This is a genomic window from Demequina silvatica, from assembly GCF_000971215.1.
Taxonomy (GTDB): Bacteria; Actinomycetota; Actinomycetes; order Actinomycetales; family Demequinaceae; genus Demequina; species Demequina silvatica.
On the sequence record NZ_BBMA01000002.1, the window covers coordinates 795,138 to 813,983 of the forward strand.

20 protein-coding genes and 3 tRNA genes are annotated in these 18,846 nt (G+C 71.2%); 11 read left to right on the forward strand and 12 right to left on the reverse strand.

What is annotated here, in order from left to right; all coding sequences use genetic code 11:
- Window positions 1-4: 4 nt before the first annotated feature.
- From AOM05_RS03750 to AOM05_RS03760, 3 genes are all read right to left on the reverse strand, one after another.
- Window positions 5-1,225, reverse strand: a complete 1,221-nt coding sequence (locus AOM05_RS03750; RefSeq protein ID WP_062519536.1) for a serpin family protein — start codon at window positions 1,223-1,225, stop codon at window positions 5-7.
- Between the two features lie 205 nt (window positions 1,226-1,430).
- Window positions 1,431-2,081, reverse strand: coding sequence for a response regulator (locus tag AOM05_RS03755; protein ID WP_062519537.1), 651 nt, complete (start codon window positions 2,079-2,081; stop codon window positions 1,431-1,433).
- Complete coding sequence (locus tag AOM05_RS03760; RefSeq protein ID WP_062519539.1) at window positions 2,078-2,866, reverse strand: sensor histidine kinase; 789 nt, start codon at window positions 2,864-2,866, stop codon at window positions 2,078-2,080. The genes AOM05_RS03755 and AOM05_RS03760 overlap by 4 nt, the downstream gene beginning before the upstream one ends.
- 281 nt (window positions 2,867-3,147) lie before the next feature.
- Here AOM05_RS03760 and AOM05_RS03765 point away from each other — a divergent pair, with 281 nt between their 5' ends.
- The 6 genes from AOM05_RS03765 to purM all read left to right on the forward strand — a co-directional run bounded on the left by AOM05_RS03765 (window position 3,148) and on the right by purM (window position 9,617).
- Window positions 3,148-4,512, forward strand: coding sequence for an ABC transporter substrate-binding protein (locus AOM05_RS03765; RefSeq protein WP_062519541.1), 1,365 nt, complete (start codon window positions 3,148-3,150; stop codon window positions 4,510-4,512).
- Between the two features lie 72 nt (window positions 4,513-4,584).
- Complete coding sequence (locus AOM05_RS03770; protein WP_082097252.1) at window positions 4,585-5,604, forward strand: carbohydrate ABC transporter permease; 1,020 nt, start codon at window positions 4,585-4,587, stop codon at window positions 5,602-5,604.
- A complete protein-coding gene (locus AOM05_RS03775) occupies window positions 5,604-6,542 on the forward strand; it encodes a carbohydrate ABC transporter permease (RefSeq protein WP_062519543.1) in 939 nt (312 codons plus the stop codon). The genes AOM05_RS03770 and AOM05_RS03775 overlap by 1 nt, the downstream gene beginning before the upstream one ends.
- A gap of 149 nt (window positions 6,543-6,691) precedes the next feature.
- A complete protein-coding gene (locus AOM05_RS03780) occupies window positions 6,692-7,006 on the forward strand; it encodes a hypothetical protein (protein ID WP_062519545.1) in 315 nt (104 codons plus the stop codon).
- The gene (gene purF, locus AOM05_RS03785; protein WP_062519547.1) at window positions 7,003-8,508 is read left to right on the forward strand and encodes an amidophosphoribosyltransferase; all 1,506 of its coding nucleotides are present in this window, start codon (window positions 7,003-7,005) and stop codon (window positions 8,506-8,508) included. The genes AOM05_RS03780 and purF overlap by 4 nt, the downstream gene beginning before the upstream one ends.
- 2 nt (window positions 8,509-8,510) lie before the next feature.
- On the forward strand, window positions 8,511-9,617 hold the full coding sequence (gene purM, locus AOM05_RS03790; protein WP_062519549.1) for a phosphoribosylformylglycinamidine cyclo-ligase: 1,107 nt from the start codon (window positions 8,511-8,513) through the stop codon (window positions 9,615-9,617).
- 51 nt (window positions 9,618-9,668) lie between these two features.
- Here the strand turns inward: purM and AOM05_RS03795 are convergent, their stop codons facing one another.
- Window positions 9,669-9,860, reverse strand: a complete 192-nt coding sequence (locus AOM05_RS03795) for a DUF3073 family protein (protein WP_062290899.1) — start codon at window positions 9,858-9,860, stop codon at window positions 9,669-9,671.
- Window positions 9,861-10,181: 321 nt separating this feature from the next.
- Between AOM05_RS03795 and AOM05_RS03800 the strand changes: the two genes are divergently transcribed.
- The 3 genes from AOM05_RS03800 (at window position 10,182) to AOM05_RS03810 (ending at window position 11,983) form a co-directional block, all read left to right on the forward strand.
- The gene (locus tag AOM05_RS03800) at window positions 10,182-10,379 is read left to right on the forward strand and encodes a BldC family transcriptional regulator (RefSeq protein ID WP_062290902.1); all 198 of its coding nucleotides are present in this window, start codon (window positions 10,182-10,184) and stop codon (window positions 10,377-10,379) included.
- Window positions 10,380-10,514: 135 nt separating this feature from the next.
- Complete coding sequence (locus tag AOM05_RS03805; RefSeq protein ID WP_062519550.1) at window positions 10,515-11,051, forward strand: methylated-DNA--[protein]-cysteine S-methyltransferase; 537 nt, start codon at window positions 10,515-10,517, stop codon at window positions 11,049-11,051.
- A complete protein-coding gene (locus AOM05_RS03810) occupies window positions 11,048-11,983 on the forward strand; it encodes a DMT family transporter (RefSeq protein ID WP_062519552.1) in 936 nt (311 codons plus the stop codon). Before AOM05_RS03805 ends, AOM05_RS03810 begins: the two co-directional genes overlap by 4 nt.
- Here AOM05_RS03810 and AOM05_RS03815 read toward each other — a convergent pair.
- The 4 genes from AOM05_RS03815 to AOM05_RS03830 all read right to left on the reverse strand — a co-directional run bounded on the left by AOM05_RS03815 (window position 11,976) and on the right by AOM05_RS03830 (window position 12,823).
- Window positions 11,976-12,356 (reverse strand): phage holin family protein, encoded by a 381-nt coding sequence (locus tag AOM05_RS03815; RefSeq protein ID WP_062519554.1) that lies wholly within the window; start codon window positions 12,354-12,356, stop codon window positions 11,976-11,978. The genes AOM05_RS03810 and AOM05_RS03815 overlap by 8 nt on opposite strands.
- Before the next feature lie 118 nt (window positions 12,357-12,474).
- Window positions 12,475-12,550 (reverse strand) — tRNA-Phe (locus AOM05_RS03820).
- Window positions 12,551-12,614: 64 nt separating this feature from the next.
- A tRNA-Asp gene (locus AOM05_RS03825) sits at window positions 12,615-12,688 on the reverse strand.
- Between the two features lie 62 nt (window positions 12,689-12,750).
- Window positions 12,751-12,823 (reverse strand) — tRNA-Glu (locus tag AOM05_RS03830).
- Between the two features lie 126 nt (window positions 12,824-12,949).
- On the opposite strand from AOM05_RS03830, the gene AOM05_RS03835 reads away from it, so the two are divergent.
- Entirely contained in the window at window positions 12,950-13,300 is a 351-nt protein-coding gene (locus tag AOM05_RS03835) for a metallopeptidase family protein (RefSeq protein WP_062519555.1), read from the forward strand.
- 2 nt (window positions 13,301-13,302) lie between these two features.
- On the opposite strand, the gene AOM05_RS03840 is transcribed toward AOM05_RS03835, so the two are convergent.
- The 4 genes from AOM05_RS03840 to galK form a co-directional block, all read right to left on the reverse strand.
- Window positions 13,303-13,518, reverse strand: coding sequence for a hypothetical protein (locus AOM05_RS03840; RefSeq protein ID WP_156165015.1), 216 nt, complete (start codon window positions 13,516-13,518; stop codon window positions 13,303-13,305).
- Window positions 13,519-13,614: 96 nt separating this feature from the next.
- Window positions 13,615-14,970, reverse strand: coding sequence for a uracil-xanthine permease family protein (locus AOM05_RS03845; protein WP_062519558.1), 1,356 nt, complete (start codon window positions 14,968-14,970; stop codon window positions 13,615-13,617).
- A 165-nt stretch (window positions 14,971-15,135) separates the two neighbouring features.
- On the reverse strand, window positions 15,136-16,110 hold the full coding sequence (gene galE, locus AOM05_RS03850) for a UDP-glucose 4-epimerase GalE (RefSeq protein WP_062519559.1): 975 nt from the start codon (window positions 16,108-16,110) through the stop codon (window positions 15,136-15,138).
- Window positions 16,111-16,147: 37 nt separating this feature from the next.
- Window positions 16,148-17,314, reverse strand: coding sequence for a galactokinase (gene galK / locus AOM05_RS03855; RefSeq protein WP_439644555.1), 1,167 nt, complete (start codon window positions 17,312-17,314; stop codon window positions 16,148-16,150).
- Window positions 17,315-17,708: 394 nt separating this feature from the next.
- Here galK and AOM05_RS03860 point away from each other — a divergent pair, with 394 nt between their 5' ends.
- Complete coding sequence (locus tag AOM05_RS03860) at window positions 17,709-18,731, forward strand: LacI family DNA-binding transcriptional regulator (protein WP_228373191.1); 1,023 nt, start codon at window positions 17,709-17,711, stop codon at window positions 18,729-18,731.
- Window positions 18,732-18,846 lie beyond the last annotated feature (115 nt).

Here is an 18,846-nt window from a genome sequence, read left to right on the forward strand (position 1 = left end):
CGCGTCACTCACCGGCGGGGTCCAGGTACTGCCCCACGAACAGGATCGCGCCCGTGGTGGTGTCGCGGATGACGTAGAGGAAGGGCCGGTCCGCGATGATCTCCGCGTCGAACTCCGGCGGCGCGGCGCCCGCGGCACCCTCGACCACCGTCGCGGCGGCGGCCTCGGTGCCGTCCTCGTCGACGATCACCTTGGTCGCGTGGACCGCAGCCCCCACCTCGAGCTCGGGGCCGATGCCGTCGAGCCCGATGGTGCCGAACAGGCCGTCGATCCCCATCCGGTCGCCGATGATGTCGCGCAGGTCGACGCTGGACGTGGACTCGAAGCACGGCATGCGCACCAGGACGTGGCCGGGCGTGCGCGCGGCGTCGAGCGTCGCCAAGGCCGCGCTGTCGAGGCCGGCGCGGACGGCCTCGAACTCGCCGTCGTGGGGCACCACCAGCACCATCTCGAGGTCGCCCACGTAAGGGAGAGCTGCGGCGTCGTAAGTCTCCGCCTGCACGTAGTCGAGATCAGCGCCCACGGTCATGAGGTCCGCGGTGGCGCTGCGGCCGTCGAGCAGGGTGAAGGGTTCCGGGTAGGTGCCGGCCTCGAAGAACGGCGCCCACCACTGCGCCTTGAGGTAGACGGTGTTGACCAGGATGAAGCGGGTGAGGTCGTTCGGAAGGCTCTCCGGCATCACCCGCGGGATGAGACCCGCCGTGCGGTCCTTGACCCACCCGTCGATGGCCTCGCGCGAGGCGGCGGGGTCCTCGATCAGGGGGAGGCTATGGGCCTCGGCCCCGAACCAGGTCTGCACAGTGTCCACGTAGCCGGGGTCGGGGGTGAACGTCTCCTCGAACCAGGCCGCGTTGGCGATCCGCACGATGGGCAGGTCCACCGTCTCGCCGTCGACGTTCGCGGCGCCCTCGCCCGCCTCGCTCGACACCGCCTGGTCGAGCGAGTTGAAGGCGCTCAGCAGCTCGTCTCCCTCGGCGGGGTAGGCGAAGAGCTCCTCGAGCGCGCCGTCCACCGTGCCGGACGCGCCCGCGTCGACCATTCCGAACGCCAGCCCGATCGACACGGGGGAGATCGCGAGGTTCTCGTCGCCCGCCGCGGCACGGAAGATGCTGAGGCCGGCGTCGTTGAGCGACTCCGCCAGCGGCGCGGCGGCGGCGGGCGTGGGTGCAGGGCGGTCGAACGTGGGTGCCGGGTCGGGCACGGGCACGGTGGAGGGCGCGGTCATGCACCCAGCCAACAACAGCCCTCCGACAGCGACCCCCAGCGCGGCTCTCATGCGGGAAGGACGCACGTGAAGCCCCTTTCGTTGGGTCCCGCTCCGCTCACTTCGCCGCGCACGGTCTGCCGCGCGACACGCGGGGCTGGACGCGTTCATGCGGTCGATCGCGGCGTGTCGGCGGTGAGACCGTGCTGAGCGAACGGGGCGGCGTTCACGCGCGGCCCGCCAGACCGGCCTGGTGGGCGATCACCACCGCCTGCACGCGGTCGCGCGCGCCCAGCTTCGCGAGCACCCGGCCCACGTGGGTCTTCACGGTCGGCTCCGCGAGGAACAGCGCGGCGCAGATCTCCTGGTTCGACATCCCGCGCGCTATGAGTGCGAGCACCTCGCGCTCGCGGTCGGTCAGCAGCGCGAGCCGCGCGTCGTCGACCGGCTCCGGCAGCGCCGCCACCCGCTCGAGCAGTCGCCGCGTCGACGAGGGCGCGATCACCGCGTCGCCCGCGTGCACGGTCCGGATGGCGGCAAGCAGGTCCTCGGGCGGCGCGTCCTTGAGCAGGAAGCCGGAGGCGCCCGCCCGGATGGCTGCCAGGACGTACTCGTCGAGGTCGAACGTGGTGAGGATGATCACCCGGGTCGCGGAGGACCGGGTGATCGCCTCGCAGGCCGCGATGCCGTCCACGCCAGGCATCCTCACGTCGATCAGCGCCACCTCCGCGGGCGGGTCGAGCGCGGCGAGCGTGGAGACCGCCGCAGCCCCGTCGCCCGCCTCCGCCACCACGGTCATGTCCTCCTGCGAGTCCACCACCATGCGGAATCCGGCGCGGATGAGCTGCTGGTCGTCGACCAGCGCGACCCTGATCATGCGTCCTCCTTCTGAAGAGCCGTCCGAGGCGTGAGCGGCAGCCGCGCGCGGACCAGGAAGCCGCCGCCGGCGCGCGGCCCCGCGGTGAGCGTGCCGCCGAAGACCGTCGCCCGCTCCGCCATCCCCGCGATGCCCAGCCCGGCGCCGTCGCCCCGGGCCGCCGCGCCCCGGCCGTCGTCGGAGACCGCCACGGCCAGCGCATCGTCCTCCCATCGCAGCTGCACGAACGCGGTGACGTGCGGGCCCGCGTGCTTGAGGACGTTGGTGAGGGCCTCCTGGACGATGCGGTAGGCCGCCAGACCGGCGCCGATCGGCAGCGGGCGTGGGGTCCCGGTGGTGACGTACGAGACCTCGAGGCCGCCCTCGCGCATCTGTGCGACCAGGGCGGGGATGTCCGTGAGCGAGGGTTGCGGGCCTAGCGCGGCGTCGCCGTCGCCGTCGCGCAGCACCCCGAGCAGCGCCCGCATCTCCGCGAGGGCGGAGCGGCTGACGTCCGCGATGGTGTCGAGGCTCCCGAGCGCCGCGGCGGGATCCGTGCGCCCGGCGAAGCGGCCGCCGTCCGCCTGCGCGACCACCACGGACAGGGTGTGCGCCACCACGTCGTGCATCTCGCGCGCGATGCGGGCCCGCTCGTTCGACGCCGCAAGGGCGAGCGCGGCGGCGCCCTCCGACGCGTGGGTCGCCGCCAGCGCCGCGAACCGGCGGCGCTGTAGCGCGAGGCGCACCCCGAGCGTCACGGCGACCGCCGTCGCGACGGCCGCGACCGTCGCGGCGAGCCAGACCATGGCGCTCACTGTACGGGTTCAGGCGCCTCGCCCGGCGAGAGCGCTCTCCCTCACGGTGTGGCACGGGGTGACCCGCGCATCGTCCCAGGTCACGCCCCGGTAACGATTGGGAGCCGCTCCGGCGACCCCGGTTGCGACGCACCCATGTCCGGGGCTACGTTCGATGCAAGCGCTTGCGTCGATGAGGATGCGGTCTCCTGGTCGATTCGGGCGCGGCTCCGTGGGTGCCGTCGTCAGCGGTGTGCACGGGCGCAACTCAACGAAGAGGAGGCGCAGTACCCATGAATCGACGATTCGCACTGCCGATCACCGCGCTCGCGGTGAGCGGCCTCGTTCTCGCCGGCTGTTCCGGCGGAACCGACGACGAGCCCTCGGACGGCGGCTCCGGCGGCGCCATGGCGGAGGGCTGCGAGGACTACGCCGCCTACGGCACCCACGACGGCGAGACCGTCCAGGTCTACTCGACCATCCAGGAGCAGGAGGCGGACGACCTGGTCACCTCCTTCGCGAAGTTCGAGGAGTGCACCGGCATCTCCGTCGACTACGTGGGCACCCAGGAGTTCGAGACGCAGATCAACGTCCGCGTCGAGGCCGGCGACCCGCCGAACCTCGCGATCATCCCGCAGCCCGGCCTGCTCCAGCGCCTGGTCGAGGGCGGCGCCGTCATGGAGGCTCCGGCCGAGGTCGAGGCCAACGTCGACGAGTTCTGGTCCGAGAGCTGGAAGGAGTACGGCACGTTCGACGGCACCTTCTACGCCGCGCCCCTCATGGCGTCGGTCAAGGGCTGGGTCTGGTACTCGCCCACCGACTTCGCGGACAACGGCTACGAGGTCCCCGCCACGTGGGACGAGATGATGGCACTCACCGACACGATGGCCGCGCGCGCGGCGGACAACCCGCAGTACCGTCCGTGGTGCATCGGCTTCGAGTCCGGCGATGCCACCGGCTGGCCGGGCACCGACTGGATCGAGGACATCGTCCTGCGCCAGTCCGGCGCCGAGGTCTACGACCAGTGGGTCGCGGGCGAGGTGAAGTTCTCGGATGACGAGATCAAGCAGGCGTTCGACACGTTCGGCGAGATCGCGCTCAACGCGGACTACGTCAACGGCGGCTTCGGCGGCCCCGAGTCGATCATCTCGACCTCGTTCAACGACGGCGGCCTGCCGATCCTCGACGGCAACTGCTCGATGCACCACCAGGCCTCGTTCTACGAGGCCCAGTGGCCGGAGGGCACCGTGGTGGCCGAGGACGGCGACGTGTGGGCGTTCCTCACCCCGCCGATGGCCGAGGGCGACCCGGCCGGCGTCACCGGCGGTGGCGAGTTCGTCGCCGCGTTCGACTCCGACCCCGCCACGGTCGCGCTGCAGACCTTCATGTCCTCGGACACGTGGGCGAACGAGCGCGTCGCGCTCGGCGGCGTGATCTCCGCGAACACCGGTCTCGACCCGGCGAACGCCAGCTCGCCGATCGGCCAGGCGGCCATCGAGATCCTGCAGGACCCGGAGACCGTCTTCAAGTTCGACGCCTCCGACCTCATGCCCGCCGCGGTGGGCGCCGCGTCCTTCTGGACCGGCATCACCGACTGGGTCAACGGCACCCGCGACACCGACGATGTGACCTCGTTCATCGACAGCACGTGGCCGTAAGGTGAAAGGACGGTGCCGGCCGGCGCTGCCGGCCGGCACCCTCTCATCCTGCTGAGAGAGGAGTCGACGATGATGTCGACGCTGGCGGTCCCGGCGCTGTCGCTCGCCGGAAGCAGTGACAACTTCTGGGTCGATGCGGGAAGCAAGCTCGGCGGCGCGCTGATCGCCGTCGTGGTCTTCCTCGCGGTGGTCGGCCTGCTCATGTTCTTCGCCGACCGCGCCCCCAAGAAGGGGCGCGACTTCATCCAGCTCACGCTGTTCGTGGCTCCCGCGATGGTGCTGCTCGCGACCGGCCTCATCTGGCCTGCGATCCAGACCATCTGGCAGTCGGTGACCGACCGCGAGGGCGCGTTCGTGGGCCTCGACAACTTCGAGGTGGTGTTCACCGACCCGACCATGCAGACGGTGCTGCGCAACACCGTCATCTGGGTGATCCTGGTACCGATCCTGGCGACGGTGATCGGACTCGCGTACGCGGTGTTCATCGACCGGTCGAAGGGCGAGAAGGTTCTGAAGTCCCTGGTCTTCATGCCGATGGCGATCTCGTTCGTGGGCGCGTCGATCATCTGGGGCTTCATGTACGAGTACCGCGCGGAGGGATTCGAGCAGATCGGGTTCCTCAATCAGGTGCTCGTGTGGCTGGGGCTCCCGCCGCAACAGTTCCTCAACGACCCGCCGGAGAACACGTTCTTCCTCATCCTCGTGATGATCTGGATCCAGACGGGCTTCTCGATGGTGGTGCTGAGCGCCGCGATCAAGGGTGTCCCGGCGGAGCTGCACGAGGCTGCGGAGCTCGACGGCGCGAACGGATGGCAGCGGTTCCGCTCCGTCACCATCCCGTGGATCCGCGGGTCGCTCGTGGTGGTCATCACCACCATCACCATCGCGACGCTCAAGGTCTTCGACATCGTCCGCACCATGACCGGCGGCCAGTTCGAGACCTCCGTGGTCGCCAACGAGATGTACTCGAGAGCATTCCGCCTGGGCCAGCCGGCGATCGGAGCCGCGCTCGCGGTGGTCCTGTTCGTGCTGGTGATCCCGATCATCATCTACAACGTCCGGCAGCTGCGCCAGCACAGGGAGGTCCGCTGATGTCCACCCCCACGCCGCCCCGGACCGAGATCGACGCCGATCTCGGCGGCGCCGTCGCCGAGGAGCCGAAGGCCAAGCGCGTCAAGAAGCGCCTCACCTCGCGCGGCGCGACAGCAGCCGCGATCGTCATCGCGATCCTGTGGACCATCCCCACGTTCGGCCTCGCGATCTCATCCTTCCGCCCCGAGCGCGAGGTCAAGACCACGGGCTGGTGGACCATCTTCGAGAACTGGGGATGGACGCTCGACAACTACAACACCATCCTCTTCGAGTCCGGCGCCTCGTCGGCGAGCCTCGGCTCGTACTTCATCAACTCGTTCGTGATCGTGATCCCGGGCACCATCTTCCCGCTGGTGCTCGCGCTCATGGCGGCCTACGCCTTCGCGTGGATCCCGTTCAGGGGCGCCTCGTGGCTGTTCGTCCTGGTGTTCGCGCTGCAGATCGTGCCCATCCAGATGGCGCTGATCCCGCTCCTGAAGATCTTCAACTACGAGTGGATCGACATCTCGGGCACGTTCGCCGCGGTGTGGGTCGCGCACACGATCTTCGGCCTGCCGCTCGCGATCTTCCTGCTCCACAACTTCATCTCGGAGATCCCGAGGGATGTCATGGAGGCCGCGAAGGTGGATGGGGCGAGCCACACGCAGACCTTCACGCGAATCGTCCTGCCTCTGTCGGTGCCGGCGATCGCGTCGCTCGCGATCTTCCAGTTCCTGTGGGTGTGGAACGACCTGCTGGTGGCGCTCGTGTTCTCCGGCGGCACCGTGTCCACCGCTCCGCTGACCCAGCGTCTCGCCGAGTTCGCGGGCGACCGCGGCTCCGACTGGCAGCTCCTCACGGCCGCCGCCTTCGTCTCGATCATCGTGCCTCTCATCGTGTTCTTCGCGCTGCAGCGGTACTTCGTCCGCGGTCTGCTTGCCGGCTCGACCAAGGGGTGACCCTGGGTCGGCGGGCAGGAGGGGGGACCGGGGAGAGGCCGGGGGTCGCGAGGCTCCCGGCCTCGTCTCGTGCAGGGACGATGCGGCGGCAGGGTTCCCACGCACGTCACCCGTTCCTGGGCCGGACGGCCAGCGCCTAGAATTGCCGCGTGAGCGACCTCCCCCCGCACGAGAGCGCATCCGATGTCCCCGAGCCGCTGCCCGAGGACCTCGCCGGCCTCGCCGTACCCGCGACCGTGAGGCGGTCGCCGCGGTTCGGGAGCTTCATCGGCACGGGCGTGGGCGCGGGCATCCTGCTCGCGGCGATCCTCGCCACCTTCCTTCCCAACTCGACCGGCGTGGGACGCTTCGTGGTGTTCCTGGTCCTGGCGCTCGGGCTGTGCCTGCTCGGCGCCGTGGTCGGAGGCGCGGTGGCGACAAGCCTCGACCGCGCATCGTCCCCCCGAACGGAGCCCGGCCGATGAGAGAGCGTCGCCTCGACGGCACCCCGCACACCGCCCGGCGCGGCGACGGCCGCCTGGGCCACGACGTCCTCCCGGGGGAGCGCCCCGCGCAGGACGAATGCGGCGTGTTCGGCGTCTTCGGGCCAGGCGAGGAGGTCGCCAAGCTCGCCTACTTCGGGCTCTACGCGCTCCAGCACCGCGGACAGGAGTCCGCCGGCATCGCGACGTCCAACGGCGACAACATCCTGGTGTTCAAGGACATGGGCCTGGTGTCGCAGGTGTTCGACGAGGGCGCCCTCGAGGCGCTCCAGGGCCACATGGCCGTGGGCCACACCCGCTACTCGACCACCGGCGCGTCCGTGTGGGCCAACGCGCAACCCACGCTCGGCCCGACCGCGCACGGCACCATCGCGCTGGGCCACAACGGCAACCTCACCAACGTGCAGGAGCTGCTCGACCTGCTGATCGAGCGCGAGGGCATGGCCAAGCGCCTCGACCTCAAGGGCGGCAAGTGCACGGACACGGCGATCGTGACCGCGCTGCTGGGCGCCGAGGGCTTCGACTCGCTCGAGGACGTTGCGATGGACCTGCTGCCGCAGGTCGAGGGCGCCTTCTGCTTCGTGTGGATGGACGAGCACCGCATGTACGCGGCGCGCGACCCGCAGGGCTTCCGGCCGCTGGTGCTGGGCCAGCTCAAGAGCGGCGGCTGGGTGCTCGCGTCGGAGACCGCCGCGCTCGACATCGTGGGCGCGCAGCTGGTGCGCGAGGTCGAGCCCGGCGAGCTGCTGGTCATCGACGAGTCGGGCGTGCGCTCGCGCCGCTTCGCGGACGCCGACCCCAAGGGCTGCATCTTCGAGTACGTGTACCTCGCGCGTCCCGACACCACCATCGCGGGGCGTTCCGTGCAGGCCGCGCGCCTCGCGATGGGCCGCACGCTCGCCGGCGAGCACCCGGTCGAGGCCGACCTGGTGATCCCGGTGCCCGAGTCCGGCACCCCCGCGGCGGTGGGCTACGCCCAGGCGTCCGGCATCCCGTTCGCCCAGGGCCTGGTGAAGAACTCCTACGTGGGCCGCACCTTCATCCAGCCGTCGCAGACGCTGCGCCAGCTGGGCATCCGCCTCAAGCTCAACCCGCTGCGCGAGGTCATCGCGGGCCAGCGCCTCGTGGTGGTCGACGACTCGATCGTGCGCGGCAACACGCAGCGCGCGCTGGTCGCGATGCTGCGCGAGGCGGGCGCCGCGGAGGTGCACGTGCGCATCTCCTCGCCGCCGGTGCAGTGGCCGTGCTTCTACGGCATCGACTTTCCCACGCGCGACGAGCTCGCCGCAGTGGGGCACGCGCTCGACGAGATCCGCGACGAGATCGGCGCGGACTCGCTCGGCTACATCTCTCTCGAGGGCATGCTCGCCGCGACGGAGCAGGCGGAGTCCCGCCTGTGCACCGCGTGCTTCACCGGCACGTACCCGGTCGACCCGCCCGTCAACGCGAGGCACCTGCTGGTGTCCCAGCCCGTGGAGGCCTGAACATGACCGATGGCATCACCTACGCCGCCGCCGGCGTCGACACCGAGGCGGGCGACAAGGCCGTCGAGCTGATGAAGGCGGCCGTCGCCAAGACCCACGGTCCCGAGGTGCTCGGGGGAGTAGGTGCGTTCGCGGGGCTGTTCGACGCGTCCGCGCTGCTGTCCTACGAGCGCCCCCTGCTCGCGTCCTCGACGGACGGCGTGGGCACCAAGATCGTGATCGCGCGCGCCCTCGACGTCCACGACACCATCGGCCAGGACCTGGTCGCGATGGTGGTCGACGACATCGTGGTGTGCGGCGCGAAGCCCCTGGTGATGACCGACTACATCGCGTGCGGCCGCGTGGTGCCCGAGCGCATCGCGGACATCGTCCGCGGCATCGCCGAGGGCTGCGAGATGGCCGGCGTCGCGCTGGTGGGCGGCGAGACCGCCGAGCACCCCGGCGTGATGGAGCCCGACGACTACGACGTCGCGGGCGCCGCGATCGGCGTGGTCGAGGCCTCGGAGCTGCTGGGACCCGACCGGGTGGAGGCGGGCGACGTGGTGGTCGCCATGGCGTCCTCCGGCCTGCACTCGAACGGCTACTCGCTGGTGCGGTCCGTGGTCGCGCACGCGGGCTGGCAGCTGTCGACCACCCTCCCCGAGCTGGGACGCACGGTGGGCGAGGAGCTGCTCGAGCCCACGCGCATCTACTCGCAGCTGTGCGTGGCGCTCGCCGGGTCGACGCCCGGCCTGCGCGCCTTCTCGCACGTGACCGGCGGCGGGCTCGCCGCGAACCTCGCGCGCGTGCTGCCCCGCGGCCTCGCCGCGACCGTCGCCCGCGACGCGTGGGACCTGCCCGCCGTGTTCGCGGTGGTCCAGGCCGCGGGCAAGGTGCCGTGGAACGACCTGGAGTCGACGCTCAACATGGGCGTGGGCATGGTCGCCGTGGTGTCTCCCGCCGACGCGCCCGCGCTCATCGCCGCGTCAGCGGCCGCGGGCGTACCCGCGTGGGAGCTCGGCACCGTGGTGGCCGACCCGTCGCTGCCGGTGGGACCGGACGTGGTCCGCGGCGCCAAGGGCGTGGACGGCGGCTCGGTGCTGCTCACCGGGGAGTACCGGGTCGCCTGACGGCAGGCGCGTGAGGGTGGCCGGTGCCGGCCGAGGGTGGGGACCCGAGGATCAGTCCTCGTCGTCCGCCCAGCGGTCGTAGTACTCGTCGGAGTCGTCGGAGGGTGCTGCAGCAGGAACGGACGCGCTCCCGTCGCGGTTCATCAGCTCGCGCTCCAGCTCACGGAGGTCTCCACCGTGGTTGGTGTACTTGAGCTGACGAGCGATCTTCGCGTCCTTAGCCTTCTGACGGCCTCGCCCCATGTCCGCCGTCCCTCCCGGTCTCGCGCGCCTCTCAGCGGGCGCTGCCTCATCATTCCTGCCCTACTTTACAACGCGTGTCCAGTACGTTGCGACCTCCTTCCGGGGGCCGCCCGCGGCGGTCGCGGCCTCGTTCGGCGGCCGCGTGACGAACCCCCAGGACCGGCCGCGACACGCCGGTGGGCCGACACGCCGGAATGTGACACATATCGCATATACCGGAAAACTTGACGTTCGGCCGTCATAATCGCTTACGTCGGGCGTCTCATACCGCACACAGCCTCCCCCGAGGCGCATCGACAGATGACTGAGGGATGAAAACTGATGACTGAAACCATCCAGGAGCCCGAGAAGCTGCTCACGCCTTCCGAGGTGGCAGCGATCTTCCGCGTCGACCCCAAGACCGTCACCCGCTGGGCGAAGGTCGGCAAGCTGAGCTCGATCCGCACGCTGGGCGGTCACCGCCGCTTCCGCGAGGCCGAGGTTCAGGCGCTGCTCGCCGCCGCCCAGGAAGGCCGCTGAGGGCCTTCCCTCCTCGCCGCTGAGGAGAACACGCCCCCGACCTGGGGGCGTGACACGCGTACCGCGACCCGTCGCGACCGAGCCATGTCCGGTCGCCGCGATCGCGTTGTCGGACCCAGGACGTAGCCTGCCGCTATGACCGACAGCCCGCTCGTCGCATCGTCCTTCCCCACGCCCTTCGGCGTGCTCACCGCGCTCGTCACGCCCGAGGACGGCGTGGTGCGCTCGTCCGGCTTCCGCTCCATGCGCGACACCGTCGCCGCGCTGCCGGTGCGCCTGCAGGCGCGCGGCTGGGTGGAGGGCGATCTGCCCCGGGTCTCGGAGGCCGTGGACGCATGGCTCGCCGGCGACGGCGACGCCATCACCCGCGTCCCCGTCCACCAGGAGGGCGGCCCGTTCTTCCAGGAGCTGTGGGCGCAGCTGCGCACCGTCCCCTCGGGATCCTCGGTCAGCTATCAGGAGCTCGCCGCGATGGCCGGCCGCCCGCGTGCGATGCGTGCGGCGGGCACCGCGTGCGCGCGCAACAACATCGCGCCGTTCATCCCGTGCCACCGCGTGGTCAAGTCCGGCGGCGAGCTCGGCAGCTACGGCTACGGCGGGGTCGCCATGAAGGCCGCCATGCTGGCGCTCGAGGGGGAGCGGCCGGGGGACGCTGCCGGGGTCGCCTCATGACGGCCGCGCCGGCCAGGGCGTGGGTCCCGGCCTTCGTGGTGGCCGCGGTCTCGTGGGGATCCAGCTTCCTCTTCATCTCGATCGCGCTGCGCGGGCTCACGCCCGTGCAGGTGGGGTTCGGGCGCGTGCTCATCGGCGCGGCGGTGCTGTGGGGCATGCTCCTGGTGACGCGCAGCCGTCCACGCCTCGGCATCCGCGACGTGCTGCGCATCGGGGTGGTGGCGCTCGGGTTGTCCACCGTGCCGTTCGTGCTGATCCCGCTCGCGCAGCAGCACATCACGTCGATCCTGGCGAGCCTGCTCAACGCGACCACGCCGCTGTGGACCGCGCTGTTCGTCGCGCTGCTCATCCCGCACGAGCGCGCGACGCGCACCCAGGTGGCCGGGCTGGTCCTCGGCACCTTCGGGATCGCGGTGCTCCTCGGCGCGTGGAACATCGACGGCATCCCGCTGCTCGGCGCCGCGCTCATGCTCGCCGCGACCGCGTGCTACGGCATCGGGTCCACCATGTCGCGGATGCTCCTCACGCGCGTGGACCAGGGACCCACCCAGCTGTCCGCCGTCCAGATCGCGATCTCGGCGGTGCTGCTGCTGCCGTTCGCCGTCGCCGCGCCCGCCCCGGAGGCGGGCACGTTCGCGCCGTCCTCGGAGGTGCTGTGGGGCCTGCTGGCGCTGGGTGTGCTCGGCACCAGCTTCACGTACGTGCTGTTCTGGCGGGTGGTGAAGCTCGCCGGAGCGACCACCGCGGCCTCGGTGACCTACGTGGTGCCCGTGGTGGCGACGGTGCTGGGCATCACCGTGCTGCGCGAGGAGATGCACTGGTACGAGCCCGTGGGCGCCGTGGTGGTGCTGGCGGGCGTGTGGCTCGCGCAGCGCAGGCCACGGGCACGCACGGATGCGCCGCGCGTGGAGACGGGGAGGCCCGTCAGCTGAGCCCGACCACCGACTTGACGTTGTCGATGGACTCCTGCGGCGTGAGGTCCTTGTTCTTCTTGATGAGGCTCGACCCGATCAGGACCAGGATGAGCACGATCAGCAGGAGGCCGCCGGCGACGGTGAGCGCGGCCAGCCACGCGGGCCACACGGTGGCGAGGCCCAGGATCGCCGCGGCCACCAGCACGCCCGCCATGAAGAACGCGAAGACCCCGGCGGCGACGATCAGCCCGATGCCGACGCCGATCCCCTTGAGCTTGGCGGCGATCTCCTTCTTGGCCCGCTCGATCTCCGTCTTGATGACGGCGGTGATGCGGCCGAGCAGGCCGGCGACGATCGCGTTGACGAAGTAGCGGCCAAAGTTGTCGGACATGCGTCACCTCCAGGCAGGATGGTCCCTAGTCAATCCTGTATCGGCAGGCGAACGCAAACGGGTGAGCCCGCGCCCCGGGATCAGCGAAGCCCCCGGAGGCGATCCTCCGGGGGCTTGATGGTGGCTCCGACGGGCGTCGATCCCGTGACCTCACGATTTTCAGTCGTGCGCTCTACCAACTGAGCTACAGAGCCTTGGCGCAGGGGCGTCCCCCTACTTGAGACGAAAGCCCCTCCGTGAGAAGGGGCTCGCGTACCGCGACCCTGACGGGACTTGAACCCGCGACCTCCGCCGTGACAGGGCGGCGCGCTAACCAACTGCGCTACAGGGCCTTGATTCTCGCGTTTCCGCGAGCAAGACGTATGAAGTTTAGACCATCTGGAACCCGACTCCGTACCCCCAACGGGATTCGAACCCGTGCTACCGCCGTGAAAGGGCGGCGTCCTAGGCCGCTAGACGATGAGGGCTCGCTTCCACGCTTGGATTCCTTGCGTCGAGGCCTAGAAAACTATAGGGGTAACGGAGCAAAAAATCCAATCGAGCGCCTAGCAGGGACGATGCGCGGGCTGGCGGGGCGTGCGAGCATGACGGCCATGGTGGAGATGACCCGCGAGGACTTCGAGAAGGCCGTCGAGGACGCGATCGACGAGGTGCCGGGGGAGCTGCTCGACCTCATCGACAACTGCGTGATCCTGGTCGAGGACGAGCCCGACGGGGACGACAAGGAGCTGCTGGGGCTGTACGACGGCGTCGCGCTGACGGAGCGGGGCGACCTCTGGGGCGGGGCGCTGCCCGACCGCATCCTCATCTACATGAACCCCACGCTGCGCATGTGCGAGGACGCGGAGGACGTGCGCGACGAGGTCGCGATCACCGTGGTCCACGAGATCGCGCACCACTTCGGGATCTCCGACGAGCGGCTGCACGAGCTCGGCTGGGACTGAGCTCAGCCCACCGGCATCCAGCCCTGTCGCTGGAGGTCGTGGACCAGCTTGTTCAACACGGCCTGGGCCTCGGCGTCTGACTCGCACGCCTCGTAGCCCACGTGCGGCGGCCGGTCCGGCTGGGCGGTGTCGGTGGTGGTGAGGACGATGGTGCAGCCGTCATCCTCGACGCTGAAGGTGCGCACCTGGGTCCCGTGCGCGAGGGCGAAGGGTTCCATCGCTCCAGAGTAGGCCGCGGCGGGGTCGCATCCGGGTCCGGACGCGACGATGCGCCGGCCGCCCCCTGCCACGGCGACCGGCGCATCGTCCCTCCGCTACTGGCCGTCGCCCTCGATGAAGGCGGGCGAGGCGACCACGTGGGTACCGCGCTTGCGGGCGATCCAGCCCAGGCCGTGGAAGATCACGAGCGCGGCGAGCGCGCCCAGCGCGATGCCGTTGAACACCATCGAGCCGGCGGTCGCGGTGAAGTCCGCGGTGCCGATGATGAGCGCTACGGCGGCGGTGACCAGGTTGACGGGGTTGGTGAAGTCGACCTTCGCCTCGACCCAGATGCGCGCGCCGAGGACCGCGATGAGGCCGAACAGCAGGACGGACAGGCCGCCGAGGATGCCCACGGGGATCACGGCCACCATCGCACCGAACTTGGGCACCAGGCTGAGGACCAGCGCGACCGCCGCGGCGGCCCAGTAGGCGAGCGTCGAGTAGACGCGGGTCGCGGCCATGACGCCGATGTTCTCCGCGTACGTGGTGGTGCCGGAGCCGCCGCCGAGGCCCGCGACCACGGTCGCCGCGCCGTCCGCGAACAGCGCGCGCCCGGTCTCGGGGTCGAGGTTGCGGTCGGTCATCGCGGACACGGACTTGAGGTGGCCGATGTTCTCCGCGATGAGGATGATCACCACGGGCACGAACGCGACCAGCACGGTGCCGTCGAACGTGGGCGTGTGGAAGGCGGGGATGCCGAACCAGTCGGCGTCGGCGATGTGCTCGACGGCCGTCTCGCCGCCGAAGCTCTCGAGGGCGGTGGTCCACTCGCCGCGCACAGCGGAGAAGACGCCGCCGACCACGGCGCCGAAGAGGATCGCGACGCGGCTGAGGAAGCCCTTGAACGCGACCATGGCGATGAGCGTCGCGGACAGCGTGACCAGGGCGGTCCAGGGGCTGGCGGCCCACTGGTTCTTCGCGGCGCCCGCGAGGTTGAGGCCGATGAGCGCGACCACGGCGCCCGTCACCACGGGCGGCATCGACCTGTCGATCCAGCCCGAACCGAAGCGGGCGACCACGAGGCCGACGATCGCGAGCAGGATGCCCGCGAGCAGGATGCCGCCCAGGCCCTTGCCGATGGTCGCGGCGTCGAGCGGGCCGTTGGCGGAGGTCACGCCCGCCGCCGCGAGCGGCGCGATGAACGCGAAGCTCGAGCCCAGGTAGCTGGGGACGCGGTTGCGGGTGATGGTGAGGAACAGCGCGGTGCCGATCGCGCTGAAGAACATGGTGGTCGAGGCGGGCATGCCGGTGAGGGCGGGCACCAGGAGGGTCGAGCCCATCATGGCGAGCACGTGCTGCGCGCCGATGCCGAAGGTGCGGGGGTAGGTGAGGCGCTCGTCGGGGGCGACGGCCTTGCCGGGGGCGGCGTGCTTGCCGTCCCCGTGCAGCGTCCAGCTGAACATGCTCATGGTGCTCCTTGATGCGGGGGAGATGCGGGGTGGGGGTGGGGGCTGAGGCGCAATCTAGCGAGCGCTCCGGACGCGGGCCAGTGCCGCGGGTCCCGGGCGCGCGCGCAGGTGCGCACACAGGTTCGCCCCGCACGGAGGCCGTGCGGGGCGAGCTGAAGGGCGGGGTCAGCCCTTGGGGTGCGAGGCCCAGGCGCTGTCGACCATCTCCTGGACGGTGTAGCGCATCCGCCAGTCGAGGTCGCGGGCGGCGAGCGTGCCGTCGGCGACGATCTTCGCGGGGTCGCCGGGGCGGCGCGGGCCCTCGACGGGGGCCTGGTCGGTGCCGGTGGCGGCGACCATCGCGTCGACGATCTCACGCACCGACGTGCCGGCGCCGGAGCCCAGGTTGTAGACCGGCTCGAGCGTCTCGCCGGCCTCGAGGCGCTGCGCCGCGACTACGTGCGCGGCCGCGAGGTCGCTCACGTGGACGTAGTCGCGCACGCACGTGCCGTCGGGCGTGGGGTAGTCGGTGCCGTTGACCTGCGGCGCCTTGCCCGCCTGGATCGCGAACAGCACCTTGGGGAACAGATTGTGCGGGGAGGCGTCCCACACGTCCGGGTAGCCGGAGCCGACCACGTTGAAGTAGCGCAGGCTGGTCGCCGCGAGCGGCGCGCCCGCCATGGTGCTGGCGACCACCTGGTCGCGGATCATCCACTCGCCGATCAGCTTGGACTCGCCGTACGGCGACTCGGGCGTGGTGGGCGTGGACTCGGTGACCACGTCGACGCCGGAGTTGCCGTACACGCCCGCGGAGGAGGAGAACACCAGGCGCGTCACGCCCGCCTGCTCCATGGCCTCGAGCAGGGAGCGGGTGCCCTCGATGTTGATCGAGTGGTTGAGCAGCGGGAACTTCACGGACTCGCCGGCGTACTTGTAACCGGCGCAGTGGATCACGCCGGTGACGCCGTGCTCGGTGAGCGTCCGCTCGACGGTCGCGGTGTCGAGGATCGAGGCCTTGATGAACGGCACGTCGGCGGGCACGAAGCTCTCGACGCCGCTGAACAGGTCGTCGATCACGACCGGCTGGATGCCAGCCGCCTTGAGCGCGCGCACCACGTGCGCGCCGATGTAGCCGGCGCCGCCGGTGACAAGCCAGGACATGTCTCTCCTTCTGGTGGGGGACGATGCGGGGGTCGGGTCAGGCGTCGCGGTGGGCGCCCGCGGACGGGTTGACCACGAAGACGATCGGCGCCGTGTAGCCGGCGTCGGCGAACGCGGCCTCGACCGCGGCGCCCACTTCCTCGGCGCGGTTGGCGTCGATGAGCGCGATGGCCGCGCCGCCGAACCCGCCGCCGGTCATGCGGGCGCCGATCGCGCCGTGCGCGAGGGCGGTCTCGACCGCGAGGTCCAGCTCGGGGACGGAGATCTCGAAGTCGTCGCGCATGGAGGCATGCGACGCGACCAGCAGGTCGCCGATCGCGCGCGGGCCGTCGGCCGCGACCACCTCGGCGGTGCGTGCGACGCGGGCGTTCTCGGTGACCACGTGCTTGACGCGACGGAAGGTCTCGTCGTCGAGCACCTCGGCCGCGCGCGGCAGGTCGGTCTCGGACAGGTCGCGGAGCGAGCCGACGCCCATCGCCGCGGCGCCGTCCTCGCAGGACTTGCGGCGCGCGCCGTAGCCGCCGGTGGCGTGCTCGTGGTGGACGCGGGTGTCGATCACCAGCAGCTCGAGGTCCTCGTCGCCGAAGTGCAGCGCGACCGGGTCCGCGGTCTCCGCGCGCACGTCGATAAGGACGCCGTGACCCGCCTCGCCCATGAGCGACGCGGTCTGGTCCATGTTGCCGGTGGGGGCGCCCACGGCGCCGTTCTCCGCGAGCTGGCAGATGTAGATGAGCTCGCGACGGGTGAGGCCCAGGTCCCACTCGTCGTTGAGCGCGATCGCGACGGCGCACTCGATCGCGGCGGAGGAGGACAGCCCGGCGCCCAGCGGGACGTCGGAGGCGAGCATGATGTCGAAGCCGGTGCGGCCCTCGAGCGAGACGCCGCGCTGCTCCATGGCCCACAGCACGCCGAACACGTACGCGCTCCAGCCGTCGAAGAGCTCCGGGTCGAGCGCGTCGAGCGAGGCCTGCGCGGGCTCGGGCATCGCGCCCGAGTGGACCGTGAGCACGCGGTCCTCGCGGCGGCCCACGGCGGCCCAGGTGCGGCGCTCGATCGCGAAGGGGAACACCAGGCCGTCGTTGTAGTCGGTGTGCTCGCCGATGAGGTTGACGCGTCCGGGTGCCGACCACACGCCGTCGGGGCGGCGGCCGTAGCGGTCCTCGAAGGCCTGAGCGGTGGACTCGGGCGAGGGGATGTCGATCACTGTTCCTCCATCGGATGCGGCGGGCGCGGGCGACGTGCGGGCACGGCCCCGGCGTACGGGTTCCATGCTCCCACGGCGCTCGCGGCGCGGCGGCCGTGCCGCGCCCGGGTCGCCGGATGCTTGTTATCGTCAACATGTTATCGTCAACATCGCGTGAGCGGAACGGGACCCGGGTCCCGAGGCGCGCGACTGCCAATGGCGCTTGTGACGGGCGGGGCGCAGGGGACGATGCGCCGGTCACCTCCGTCGCACGCGTCACCTGCGTCGCGCGTGACCGTGGGAGTGGCCGGGCGGCCGCCGGGCGGTCGCCGCAGGACTCGCGGGGCGCCGCCGGGCGGTTGCCGGGACCGCGGCCCCACGTCCTGCCTGCACGCGGTGGGATAGCCTGACGGCCATGACCACGGAGCGTCCAGCCTCGCTGAGCAAGTCGGGCAGGGGCCCGAGCATGCACGATGTCGCGGCGCGTGCGGGCGTGTCCCACCAGACCGTGTCCCGGGTCCTCAACGACTTCCCGGGCATCCGCCCCGAGACGCGCGAGCGCGTGCTCCAGGCGATCTCCGAGCTGGGCTACCGCCGCAACATGGCCGCCCGCGCGCTCGCGACCGGCCGGTCCGAGGTCATCGGCGTGGTGATGCCGGAGACCCCGCACTTCGGGCCCACCAGCACGCTGTACGCGATCGAGCATGCCGCGAAGCGGGTGGGGTTCAAGCCGCTCATCACCACCGCGTCGTGGGAGACCGCGTCCATGGGTCAGGCGCTCGACTTCCTGCTCGCGCGGTCCGTCGACGCGCTCGTGGTGATGGCTCAGCACCCCGACGTGCTCGAGGCCGTCGAGGCCACCACCGACGTGCCCGTCCTCTACGTCCTCACCGGCAACTCGCACGCCGAGCGCTCCGTCGCCGTCGACCAGGTCGCCGGCACGCGCCTCGCGCTCGAGCACCTCTATGACCTGGGGCACCGCCGCTTCCAGCACATCACCGGCATCACGGGCCTCACCGAGGCGCAGCTGCGCCGGGACACGTTTCTCGCGTTCCTGCGCGAGCGCGACCTCGAGGAGCTGCCCATCCTCGAGGGCGACTGGAGCGCGGACGCGGGCTACCGCGCGGGCCTCGCGATGGAGGAGGGCGTCACCGCGCTGTTCTGCGCGAACGACCCGATGGCGATCGGCGCGATCCACGCGCTCGAGGAGCGCGGCCTGTCGGTGCCCGGCGACGTATCGATCGTCGGCTTCGACGACGTCCCGGAGTCCGGCTACGCGCACCCCGCGCTCACCACCGTCCACCAGGACTTCACCGAGGTGGGGCTGCGCGCCGTCAAGGCGCTCATGCGGATCGTCAACGGCGGCGAGCCGGGCGAGCTCGAGCCCGTCGAGCCGTGGCTCGTGGTGCGCGACTCGACGGGCCCCGCCCCCGCCTGAGGCGACCGGTCCAACTGCCGGACCCGCGCATCGTCCCCCCGCGATCCCTCGCCGCGCGACCCGCGCGGCCCTCCACTAACGTGAGGCGGGGCGGATAGGACGAACGGCCCCCGGG

Bases quoted from the DNA above. Each gene is read 5' to 3' on its own strand.
- AOM05_RS03750 (WP_062519536.1), bottom strand. From the start codon at position 1,225: ATGACCGCGCCCTCCACCGTGCCCGTGCCCGACCCGGCACCCACGTTC.
- AOM05_RS03755 (WP_062519537.1), bottom strand. From the start codon at position 2,081: ATGATCAGGGTCGCGCTGGTCGACGACCAGCAGCTCATCCGCGCCGGA.
- AOM05_RS03760 (WP_062519539.1), bottom strand. From the start codon at position 2,866: ATGGTCTGGCTCGCCGCGACGGTCGCGGCCGTCGCGACGGCGGTCGCC.
- AOM05_RS03765 (WP_062519541.1), top strand. From the start codon at position 3,148: ATGAATCGACGATTCGCACTGCCGATCACCGCGCTCGCGGTGAGCGGC.
- AOM05_RS03770 (WP_082097252.1), top strand. From the start codon at position 4,585: ATGTCGACGCTGGCGGTCCCGGCGCTGTCGCTCGCCGGAAGCAGTGAC.
- AOM05_RS03775 (WP_062519543.1), top strand. From the start codon at position 5,604: ATGTCCACCCCCACGCCGCCCCGGACCGAGATCGACGCCGATCTCGGC.
- purF (WP_062519547.1), top strand. From the start codon at position 7,003: ATGAGAGAGCGTCGCCTCGACGGCACCCCGCACACCGCCCGGCGCGGC.
- purM (WP_062519549.1), top strand. From the start codon at position 8,511: ATGACCGATGGCATCACCTACGCCGCCGCCGGCGTCGACACCGAGGCG.
- AOM05_RS03795 (WP_062290899.1), bottom strand. From the start codon at position 9,860: ATGGGGCGAGGCCGTCAGAAGGCTAAGGACGCGAAGATCGCTCGTCAG.
- AOM05_RS03800 (WP_062290902.1), top strand. From the start codon at position 10,182: ATGACTGAAACCATCCAGGAGCCCGAGAAGCTGCTCACGCCTTCCGAG.
- AOM05_RS03805 (WP_062519550.1), top strand. From the start codon at position 10,515: ATGACCGACAGCCCGCTCGTCGCATCGTCCTTCCCCACGCCCTTCGGC.
- AOM05_RS03810 (WP_062519552.1), top strand. From the start codon at position 11,048: ATGACGGCCGCGCCGGCCAGGGCGTGGGTCCCGGCCTTCGTGGTGGCC.
- AOM05_RS03815 (WP_062519554.1), bottom strand. From the start codon at position 12,356: ATGTCCGACAACTTTGGCCGCTACTTCGTCAACGCGATCGTCGCCGGC.
- AOM05_RS03835 (WP_062519555.1), top strand. From the start codon at position 12,950: ATGGTGGAGATGACCCGCGAGGACTTCGAGAAGGCCGTCGAGGACGCG.
- AOM05_RS03840 (WP_156165015.1), bottom strand. From the start codon at position 13,518: ATGGAACCCTTCGCCCTCGCGCACGGGACCCAGGTGCGCACCTTCAGC.
- AOM05_RS03845 (WP_062519558.1), bottom strand. From the start codon at position 14,970: ATGAGCATGTTCAGCTGGACGCTGCACGGGGACGGCAAGCACGCCGCC.
- galE (WP_062519559.1), bottom strand. From the start codon at position 16,110: ATGTCCTGGCTTGTCACCGGCGGCGCCGGCTACATCGGCGCGCACGTG.
- AOM05_RS03860 (WP_228373191.1), top strand. From the start codon at position 17,709: ATGACCACGGAGCGTCCAGCCTCGCTGAGCAAGTCGGGCAGGGGCCCG.